Annotated in this window: 13 protein-coding genes; 2 read left to right on the top strand and 11 right to left on the bottom strand. The window is 40.5% G+C overall.

Features of this window, described 5'->3' with window-relative positions:
- Positions 1-30: 30 nt before the first annotated feature.
- The 11 genes from HT715_RS09815 to HT715_RS09765 form a co-directional block, all read right to left on the bottom strand.
- A complete protein-coding gene (locus HT715_RS09815; RefSeq protein ID WP_138700034.1) occupies positions 31-972 on the bottom strand; it encodes a YitT family protein in 942 nt (313 codons plus the stop codon).
- Entirely contained in the window at positions 950-2,713 is a 1,764-nt protein-coding gene (gene aspS / locus HT715_RS09810) for an aspartate--tRNA ligase (protein WP_000830859.1), read from the bottom strand. The genes HT715_RS09815 and aspS overlap by 23 nt, the downstream gene beginning before the upstream one ends.
- Before the next feature lie 156 nt (positions 2,714-2,869).
- Entirely contained in the window at positions 2,870-3,100 is a 231-nt protein-coding gene (locus HT715_RS09805) for a hypothetical protein (RefSeq protein WP_000832183.1), read from the bottom strand.
- A 17-nt stretch (positions 3,101-3,117) separates the two neighbouring features.
- Positions 3,118-3,759: a type II CAAX endopeptidase family protein gene (locus tag HT715_RS09800; RefSeq protein ID WP_000771243.1), complete on the bottom strand. Its 642-nt coding sequence runs from the start codon at positions 3,757-3,759 to the stop codon at positions 3,118-3,120.
- A gap of 11 nt (positions 3,760-3,770) precedes the next feature.
- Positions 3,771-4,505: a DUF3169 family protein gene (locus tag HT715_RS09795; protein WP_000730279.1), complete on the bottom strand. Its 735-nt coding sequence runs from the start codon at positions 4,503-4,505 to the stop codon at positions 3,771-3,773.
- Positions 4,506-4,507: 2 nt separating this feature from the next.
- Positions 4,508-4,705, bottom strand: coding sequence for a hypothetical protein (locus HT715_RS09790; RefSeq protein WP_001046136.1), 198 nt, complete (start codon positions 4,703-4,705; stop codon positions 4,508-4,510).
- A complete protein-coding gene (locus tag HT715_RS09785; protein ID WP_001176227.1) occupies positions 4,705-4,911 on the bottom strand; it encodes a helix-turn-helix transcriptional regulator in 207 nt (68 codons plus the stop codon). Before HT715_RS09785 ends, HT715_RS09790 begins: the two co-directional genes overlap by 1 nt.
- Before the next feature lie 9 nt (positions 4,912-4,920).
- On the bottom strand, positions 4,921-5,385 hold the full coding sequence (locus HT715_RS09780) for a hypothetical protein (protein WP_025170602.1): 465 nt from the start codon (positions 5,383-5,385) through the stop codon (positions 4,921-4,923).
- Complete coding sequence (gene hisS, locus HT715_RS09775) at positions 5,385-6,665, bottom strand: histidine--tRNA ligase (protein ID WP_000775895.1); 1,281 nt, start codon at positions 6,663-6,665, stop codon at positions 5,385-5,387. Before hisS ends, HT715_RS09780 begins: the two co-directional genes overlap by 1 nt.
- A gap of 76 nt (positions 6,666-6,741) precedes the next feature.
- Entirely contained in the window at positions 6,742-7,989 is a 1,248-nt protein-coding gene (locus HT715_RS09770) for an MFS transporter (RefSeq protein WP_138701917.1), read from the bottom strand.
- A gap of 200 nt (positions 7,990-8,189) precedes the next feature.
- The gene (locus HT715_RS09765; RefSeq protein WP_172922934.1) at positions 8,190-9,041 is read right to left on the bottom strand and encodes an Rgg/GadR/MutR family transcriptional regulator; all 852 of its coding nucleotides are present in this window, start codon (positions 9,039-9,041) and stop codon (positions 8,190-8,192) included.
- 123 nt (positions 9,042-9,164) lie between these two features.
- On the opposite strand from HT715_RS09765, the gene HT715_RS09760 reads away from it, so the two are divergent.
- Together HT715_RS09760 and HT715_RS12085 are read left to right on the top strand one after the other, a co-directional pair.
- Positions 9,165-9,506: a metal-sulfur cluster assembly factor gene (locus tag HT715_RS09760; RefSeq protein WP_001206380.1), complete on the top strand. Its 342-nt coding sequence runs from the start codon at positions 9,165-9,167 to the stop codon at positions 9,504-9,506.
- A 63-nt stretch (positions 9,507-9,569) separates the two neighbouring features.
- Positions 9,570-9,872: hypothetical protein (locus HT715_RS12085; RefSeq protein ID WP_240149859.1), on the top strand; the 303-nt coding region annotated here is incomplete at its 3' end.

Genomic DNA, 9,872 nt, shown 5'->3' with positions numbered 1-9,872 from the left:
TTTGAAGAGATTTTCGAAAAGTATTAATCACTAATTATCTATCTCAACAAATCGTCCCAGAATATGAACATTCTCCGAGACAGAGACAAAGGCGCTTGGATCTACTTGTGTCATAATCTGTTTAAATTCATTAAACTCTGCACGTGTAATGACAGTAATTAAAACTGCCTTTCTCTCGTGATTATAGGTTCCTTCTGCATCGTGGATCATGGTTGCTCCGCGGTGCAATTTTTTATGGATTTTTTCAATTACCTTCTCTGGATGATTTGTCACAATCATGGCCTGCATACGCTTTTGCTTAGTAAAGACCGCGTCTGTCACACGGCTAGAGACAAAGATGGTAATCATAGAATAAAGAGCGTATTTCCAACCAAAGGTCAAACCTGCTATCAGCATGATAGTTCCATTTACCAAGAAAGAAATACTACCGACATTCTTACCCGTTTTCTTGCGAATAGTCAGGCTGACGATGTCCGTCCCACCACTGGAGATATTGTTTCGAAGAGCAAAACCAATCCCTAAACCCATAACACCACCCCCAAAAAGGGCATTGATAATGGGATCCTCCGTCAAGGTTGCCACAGGGACAAACTGGATAAAGAAGGAACTCATAGATACCGTGATAAAGGTAAAGACGGTGAACTTATGGCCAATCTGATACCAAGCTAAGACCATCAAAGGGAAGTTAATGGCGTAGAAGGTTAGCGAAATCGGAATATGAAAACCAAACCAGTGATTACTCAAGGCAGAGATAATCTGTGCCATACCTGTTGCACCACTCGAATACACATGCCCTGGTTGGAAAAAAAAATTAACTGCTACTGCTGATAAAAAACCATAGACCAGAGAGGCCGAAATCTTCTCATCATACTTTTCTCGAGAAATACTTTGTAAGACACGTAAAATTTTTATCTGATAAGCAAAGCGGCGCAGATAATAGCGCCACCGCTTAATTCGTTTTGCTTGTTTCATCTTCTTCTACTTGTAAGCTGAGTTCCTCTAGTTGGTTGAGAGCGACTGTTGATGGAGCTTGTGTCATTGGGTCAGTTGCCTTGTTGTTCTTAGGAAAGGCAATGACTTCACGGATATTTTCTTCTCCAGCAAGCAACATGACAAAACGGTCAAGCCCGATAGCCAAACCACCGTGTGGTGGGAAACCATAGTCCATGGCTTCAAGAAGGAAACCAAACTGGTCATTGGCTTCTTCAGCTGAGAAACCAAGGGCCTTGAACATGCGTTCTTGAAGGTCTTTTTGGTTGATACGAAGGCTACCACCACCAAGCTCATAACCGTTCAAGACGATATCGTAAGCAATGGCATGAACCTTAGCCAAATCACCTTCTAATTCGTGAGCAGTCTCTTCCTGTGGAAGTGTGAATGGATGGTGGGCGCTCATGTAGCGGCCTTCTTCTTCAGACCATTCAAACATCGGCCAGTCAACCACCCAAAGGAAGTTGAACTTATCATTATCAATTAAGCCAAGCTCTTTAGCAATACGTCCACGAAGGGCACCCAGTGTTGCATTAGCCACTTCAAGCGTATCCGCCACAAAGAGAACCAAGTCCTTATCTTCAAGAGCAAGCGCTGTTGTCAATTCTTCTTGGATACCAGTCAAGAACTTGGCAACTGGTCCGTTTAATTCTCCATCAACCACCTTGACCCAAGCAAGACCTTTGGCACCATACTGTTTGGCTACTTCCGTCATCTTGTCGATGTCTTTACGTGAATAGTTGTCCGCAGCTCCTTTGACCACAATGGCTTTTACAGCAGGTGCTTCTGAAAAGACTTTAAAGTCTACACCTTTGACCGCTTCTGTCAAGTCCTGAAGCAACATGTCAAAACGAGTATCTGGCTTGTCAGAACCGTAAAGAGCCATAGCATCATCGTATTTCATACGAGGGAACGGTAGCGTTACTTCGATACCTTTTGTTTCCTTCATCACGCGCGCAATCAAGCCTTCTGTGATATCTTGGATTTCTTGCTCAGTAAGGAAGGACGTTTCCAAGTCGACCTGGGTAAACTCAGGCTGGCGGTCTCCACGCAAGTCCTCGTCACGGAAACATTTGACGATTTGGTAGTAACGGTCAAAACCAGCATTCATCAAAAGCTGTTTCGTAATTTGTGGACTTTGAGGAAGCGCGTAAAAATGCCCTTTATTGACACGAGATGGCACCAAATAGTCACGCGCCCCTTCTGGTGTTGACTTAGAAAGGAATGGTGTCTCTACGTCGATAAATTCCAACTCATCCAAGTAGTTGCGGATAGAGTGGGTCACCTTAGCACGAAGTTTAAGATTTTCCAACATTTCTGGACGACGAAGGTCAAGGTAACGGTAACGCAAACGTGTATCGTCATTGGCCTCAATACCATCCTTAATCTCAAATGGGGTTGTCTTAGCTGTATTAAGTACTGTCAGAGCTGTCACGTTTAACTCAACCGCACCAGTTGGTAACTTATCATTGGCTTGCTCACGCGCAGCAACTTGACCAGTCACCTCGATAACAAATTCACTACGAAGGTTTTCAGCTGTTTCCATAACCTCTGCAGATACTTTTTCAGGGTTGATAACCAACTGCATGATTCCTTCACGGTCACGAAGGTCGATAAAGATCAAACCACCAAGGTCACGACGACGGCCAACCCATCCTTTCAAGGTCATTTCTTTTCCGATGTGTTCCTCACGAACACGACCAGCATACATACTACGTTTCATTGTTTCTCTCCTCTTTTATTCTGTTACTATTTTACCATAAAAGCGCAGGCTCTTCATGAAAATCCATCAGAAAAGTTTGCCAGTCTTTAAAAATCAGGTAAAGTCCCTAAAAATTAGCGTCCATACAAAAAATCCGATGAAGTTCACCGGACTCTTTTATTTTGAATTGTTGCCTGCTTTACGCTTTTCAGTGATTTCGGCTGCCTTTCGAGGCAAGACAATTTCCGTTATGTAAGCCGTCCCAAAACGCAGTACACCTGCAATAGGAGCAAAGACAACTGCTAGATAGTTATAGAAGAAATCGCCTTTGAAGGCATAAGCTAGCGCTCCAATGATGAAAAATAGAACGACTGCCTGAATCACTGCTAATAAAATTACTCGTTTCATGTGACCTCCTGACTCTATTATAGCATGAGAATCATCAAAAAGCCGACTAAATTATTCAAAGCGTGAAGAGAAATACTGTAGACCAGACCTTTTCTGCTAATGTAAGCCAAACCCAAACTAAAACCAAGGCTAAAATAGACAAAAAATTGTTGCACATCACCTGGAAAATGAATCAAGGCAAATAGAAGACTAGATACCAGAAGAAAAATCAGGGTTCGTTTACTATTGTCCTGCTTAGGAAAGAGATAGCGTGCTAACATCCCTCTAAAAACAATCTCTTCCGTCAAAGGAGCAAAAATAACCACAGCAAAGAATGAGAAAAGTGGTTGAGACAAGGTCAAGTCTGTCGCTATTTGCTGATTTACTGAAGGATCATCTGGCAAGAAGAATTGAACGACCAGAGATAAGAACCAAACCAAGGCAGGAAGCCAAATAAATCGGTTAAAGCCGCTCTTCTCAATATAAACAGGAGCTTTCTGATACCATTTGTAAATGCCGTACACATATACTCCAGCCAAGACCACATAGAGTAGAGTAACAGCATAGGGTGAAGCGCCTAAAGCAAGCGACGCAGTCGCGAGCCCCTGAATAAAGCCATAGATAAATAAAAAGGATAGAAGGGCTAGAAGAATCCAGCCAAGGTTTTTAAGTAATTTCATAAATAACTCCTTTATTTGAAATAACGTTTTACCATAGGTAACTGCATCACATTGATATAAACATGGATGGCTCCTACAAGCAAGAAAGCTAGTAACTGAATCTCTCCTGTCAAGAAAGAAATGATAATAAGAAAAATATATAAGGCTGGTAAGACATATTGGTGTAATTGGAATAAAATTCGAAAACTCTGTTCCAAATTAGCCTGACGCTCCCCTTCATCATAAGAATTTATATAGTTCAAGACATCCTTTGGTGTAGCGAAAAATTCCAAATCAAACTGACGAACAATCGCAATGGTTTTAAAAAGAGATTTTTGAGCGACTAAGAATACCACAAAGAGTAAGAAAGAAAGGAAAAATGTTTGAGGGTTTGTATGCAATATAATCACCTCACTTAATGAAATAAAAATAGCCAATGGAATCGCTACACCTGTAATATTAAAAGCAATGGTTCCAAACTCAAGATTCCGGTACATTTGCACATAATAGGTTTCATTCAGATCGTCATCCATTTCCTCTTGATACAAGGAATGAAATTTTCTGCTTTTCTTTAAGAAATTGAAAGTCAAAAACATACTAATGAAACCTATCAGTAAACAAATAGCTGATATCCATGGCATCAAGGCTTTTACATCTAAAATAATTTCGTGGGATTCGACACGTGCCTTAAACATCCCTACAAACATGCCCAAGAACCCCCCCAAGACAATAGACATCAAAAATAACAATCTACGTTTCTTTTTCATATTCATTCTCCTTTTTCACTTGCTAGATTTTTGGATTTCTTTTCAATCCATTCAATTACTGGGATGAGGGCAAAATAGGCCCAGATAAATTGGTCGCTGTAATAGAGATCAAACCATCCTAGATTTGTTCCAATTAGTAGAAATACGCTGACTAATAGAGCTATGGCAACTACATAATAAATCACTTTATACTTGTTCATCACTCGTCCTCCTCCAAGCGAAATACTGATTCGACTGTTTCGTTGAAAATCTGAGATATTTTCAGGGCAATGATAATGGACGGGGTGTACTCATCCCGTTCTAGTAGGCTAATGGTCTGTCTGGAAACCCCTGCCAGCTTGGCTAGGTCGGTTTGATTGAGACCATCGCGAGCTCGAAGCTCTTTTAGACGATTTTTTAGTTGCATGTCACACACCTACTTTCCGTCAAATTCAACAGTTTGGATATCCTCAATGCGTTGTAGTTTGAATTTTTCTTTTCCTTTTTTATTAACACGACGTAGCTTGACCCATTCCTCATCAACATCCACAACTTCCCAGTTATCTGTTCCAAAAACTTGTCCAACGATTGTCGGTGTTTTCCCAATCAATTCTTTTAATAATCTTGACATTTCTTTATTTCCTTTCTGTTTTTGCTCAATTCTTTTGATTTTATTCTCTAATTTCTTGACCCTTTGGGTATGATAGAGATAAAACATAATCACAAGAGGTACAAATCCTAATGCCCACATAATCGTTCCCTGCTCCTTTTCTCTTAACTTGATTATATTGTAACACATCTTTTTCTTTTTGACAAGCATATTTGTCAAAAAGTTTATGATTTTTGTCATTTTGCAAAAGAAAAAGGTCAGGAGTAGGTTTCTGACCAGTTTTTCTGTTATTAAAATCCTAGTTTTTCAAAGATTTCTGAGAAGTTTTGGCTGATTGTCTCAAGTGACACTTGGACTTCTTCTCGGGTTTGGTTATTCTTGACCGTCACTTGTCCGCTTTCGACTTCACTCTCTCCTAGGGTGATGAGGGTTTTAGCCACAAAGACATCGGCTGACTTGAATTGAGCTTTGAGCTTACGGTTGAGGTAATCACGCTCTGCTTTGAAACCTTGTTGGCGAAGAGCCTGTACCAATTCCAAGGCCTTGACATTTGCTCCTTCACCCAAAACTGCGATATAGACATCTAGGGCGTTTTCGATAGGGAGAGTCACACCTTGCTTTTCAAGGATGAGAAGCAGGCGCTCTACACCAAGTCCAAATCCAAATCCAGCAGTTTCCGGGCCTCCAAAGTAAGAAACCAAACCATCGTAACGACCACCCGCACAGACTGTCAGGTCATTGCCCTCAATCTCTGTGATGAACTCGAAAATGGTGTGGTTGTAGTAGTCCAGACCACGCACCATATTGGTATCAATGATGTAGTCTACTCCAAGATTTTCCAACATCTGACGTACAGCATCAAAATGAGCTTGACTTTCTTCATCAAGGAAATCCAAGATAGAAGGCGCATTCTCTACTGCTACCTTGTCTTCTTTTTCCTTAGAGTCCAAGACACGAAGAGGATTTTCCTCCAAACGACGCTGGCTATCCTTAGACAAGATCTCCTTGAGCGGTGTCAAATAGTCAATCAAGGCTTGACGGTAGGCTGCACGGCTCTCAGGATTTCCAAGAGTGTTAAGATGTAATTTGACACCTTGGATACCGATTTCTTTCAAGAAATGGGCCGCCATCGCGATGGTTTCCACATCGGTAGCTGGATTGCTAGAACCAAAACACTCAACACCAATCTGGTGGAATTGGCGCAAACGCCCTGCCTGTGGACGCTCGTAACGGAACATAGGTCCCATGTAGTAGAACTTACTTGGCTTTTGCACTTCTGGGGCGAAAAGTCTATTTTCCACATAGGAACGGACAACGGGCGCAGTTCCTTCTGGACGGAGAGTAATATGGCGGTCACCCTTGTCATAGAAGTCGTACATTTCCTTGGTTACGATATCCGTTGTATCTCCGACAGAGCGACTGATGACTTCGTAGTGCTCAAAAATAGGCGTGCGCACTTCTGCATAATTATAGCGCTTGAAAATCTCACGGGCAAAGCCCTCAACGTACTGCCATTTGGCAGATTCAGCAGGTAAAATATCCTGCGTTCCTTTTGGTTTTTGTAATTTCATAGGGAATCCTCTTTAAACTTAATAGTCTTATTTTACCATAAATAAAGGGATTAAAACAGTGAGAAAAAATTACGATTTAGATATCATTTTTGAGATTAAGACATGTCAAAAGAATAGCCAGCAAGGAAAGACCAACAAATAGCATCCAAGTCAACTGTATATTCCATACGGCAACAAGTGAAAAACAAGCTGTTCCCACAGGTATGGATAAGGTAAATAATAAACCTAAAAAATTACTGGTACGAGCTAAAACCTCTGGAGCTAGATTTTTCATGAGCATGGCATTAATCTTTGGAGCAACTTTACCAGACACATACAGAGTTAAAAATAGAAATAGCAAACCAAGCACGACTTGATTGAATACGTTAGCCAAACCAATTAGAGTGAGCCCTACGGTAGCCCACATCATCAATCTAGGCAAGGACTGCTTCCCAAAATAATCATTGCCCGTAAGGCTACTAATGATGATTGCTAACAAAGCACAGAATTGACTGATAAATAATGCCTCTGTGTAAGAAAAGTCTAAAAGAGAATGGCTCAAAAAGAAGATATTGTAAATTCCACCCAAAGCGCCACCCAAGGCATTGATAAGCAAGACAGCAAAGAGCATAAAACCAAAGTTTTTCTGTCCACTTTTAAGAAAAACGAGACGTAAATTTCGGTAAATTGTTAGGAACTGGTCTTTGATAGAAATCTTCTCATTTTTTAGGTTTTCACGATCAGCAGATGACATTGACAGGCTCAATTTGCTTTTTCCTAAAAAGAGAATAGAGGCTGATACTAGGAAAAAGCAGGCATTGATTCCCGCAACAAGGGAAAAATTGTTGACCGATAGACCTAAGAGCCAGACTCCAAAAGCTTGACCACCAATGGCTGAAATATAGGTAATGAACTGGGAAAAAGAGTAAGCCTCCATCAAATCATCTTCAGCTACTTTTTCTTTAATGAGAGGCATGCGCAAACCACCTGCAAAATCACTGATGACATCACTAATGACATTGATCAAACACAGGCTAGAAAAGGCAAAGAGAGTAGCTTGCTGAACAACTAGGGCTGCCAGAAAAAATAAAACCGCCTGAAACAAACCACTATAGACCATCCATTTGACCTTATCCCTCGTATAATCTGCCCGAATCCCTACAAAAACTGTAAAGAGAGTCGGAAGAAGCATGACAATATTCGCCATAGCAACAGCAAAAGATGCTTGTGGTAAGGTCGATGCATAGACGATAAATACCAGGTTGAAAATCGAAGCACCAAAAGCATTGAAGAAGCGTGACAAAGTCAAGAGACGATAAGCTTGATTTCTGAACAATAGTTTCATAGATAATCTCCCTTCTTGTTAGAAGTTTTATGTGAAGTATGACTATAGTATAGCACTTAGAAATTATAGAGGAAAAACTTTTGAATATATGCAACAAATAAAATGAGCTAAAAGAAACGATAGAAGTTCTCCAGTGACACGAGAGAGGTCAATAGTTATATCGCTTCAAATTTTAACTTATTTTCTTAGTTTGCAGATATTCAACAATCGGTCGTTTTTCTATAGTATTCGGCAGATTTATTACAGCCAAGCATCTCAAAAATACGGACAGCATCTTCCATCTTTTTTCGCCCTTCCTTGACTCTGCCTTGCTTGCTATCAAGGAGACCTTCCGCCCACAAATAGACAATTCGGAAATAGGTCTCATTTTCCTTGTAGAAATGCTCTTCGATAACACGTTTAAAATAAGAGGCATTGGTAAATTCTTCACACTCAATGCTAGCTAAAAAACCATTCAATAGTATAGTGTGAAACAGGTTTCGATTGCCAGACACTTCCATTAGAAAATCAGATTTTCGTACCATCTCTCTAACATACCTAGTGAAAAGAGAAGCAGATAGAAATTGTGAACTGACTGAAAATAAATTGAGTTCATAGATTCCCCAAATCTCGGTAGAAAACAAATAATCATGAAGGACTTTCCCTTCCTCTGCCGTTAACTCTACCGTATCATCCATGCTCTTCATATAAGACTTAATCATAATGGCATTTAAAATATGTTTCTGTTTGTTTTGAGAATGGACATGCTTTTGATACTCCTTGCGATACAAGTCCTCAAGAGGAGCTATATTCTTTGGATCCAAGACATCTATGATTTCTTTTCTCAACTCAGAATCTGTATCATACTGAAAACCTCTCGCCAGAAAGAGAATTTCCTCTACACTGGCAGATATATTTCCCAAGGCAAATAGAAACTTTTCCACCGAAAGCTCACTCTGACCTGTTTCAAAGCGGGACAACATAGACGGCGAAAATTGTCCCCCGGTTGCTTGTCTCAGTGAGATATTTCTTGACTCTCGTAATTGTCTAAAGACTTTTCCAATCTGCTCCATAGACTTCCCCTTGATTCCGTATTTTCTTCATTTTATCATATTTTTCAGAAAATTCATCAAAAGCTTGCCAAATTGTCAGAGTTATGAGAAAATAGGGGATATTTATCATGTGGAGGGACTGTAATGAGAGAGGATATCAAAATCAATGACCGTGCTTTGGCCTTGCAAGATCAAATTATCGAAAAACTAGAGAAGGTTTTTGATACAGATGTGGAATTGGATGTTTACAATCTAGGGCTGATCTATGAAATCAATCTGGACGAAACAGGTCTCTGCAAGATTGTCATGACCTTCACTGACACCGCCTGTGATTGTGCCGAAAGCCTGCCTATTGAAATCGTTGCAGGTCTGAAACAAATCGAGGGGATCGAAGATGTCAAGGTTGAAGTTACCTGGTCGCCTGCTTGGAAAATCACACGAATCAGTCGCTATGGCCGTATTGCCCTTGGACTACCACCTCGTTAATCAGACCAATCACTTTTAAAGATGAAAAAAGCAAGCCGAAAATGGCTTGCTTTTTGATACTCAATGAAAATCAAAGGGCAAACTAGAAAACTAGCCGCAGGTTGCTCAAAACACTGTTTTGAAGTTGTGGATAAAATTGACGAAGTCAGCTCAAAACACTGTTTTGAGGTTGTGGATAGAACTGACGAAGTCAGCTCAAAACACTGTTTTGAGGTTGTGGATAGAACTGACGAAGTCAGCTCAAAACACTGTTTTGAGGTTGTGGATAGAACTGACGAAGTCAGTAACCATACCTACGGCAAGGCGACGCTGACGTGGTTTGAAGAGATTTTCGAAGAGTATGAGTTTATTTTTTACCTGACTTGT

The sequence above is a fragment of the Streptococcus sp. 4155 genome (genome assembly GCF_013276695.1).
GTDB lineage: Bacteria > Bacillota > Bacilli > Lactobacillales > Streptococcaceae > Streptococcus > Streptococcus pseudopneumoniae.
The sequence above is the reverse complement of the archived record's forward strand: the minus strand, read 5'-3'. Positions and strand labels throughout refer to the sequence as shown.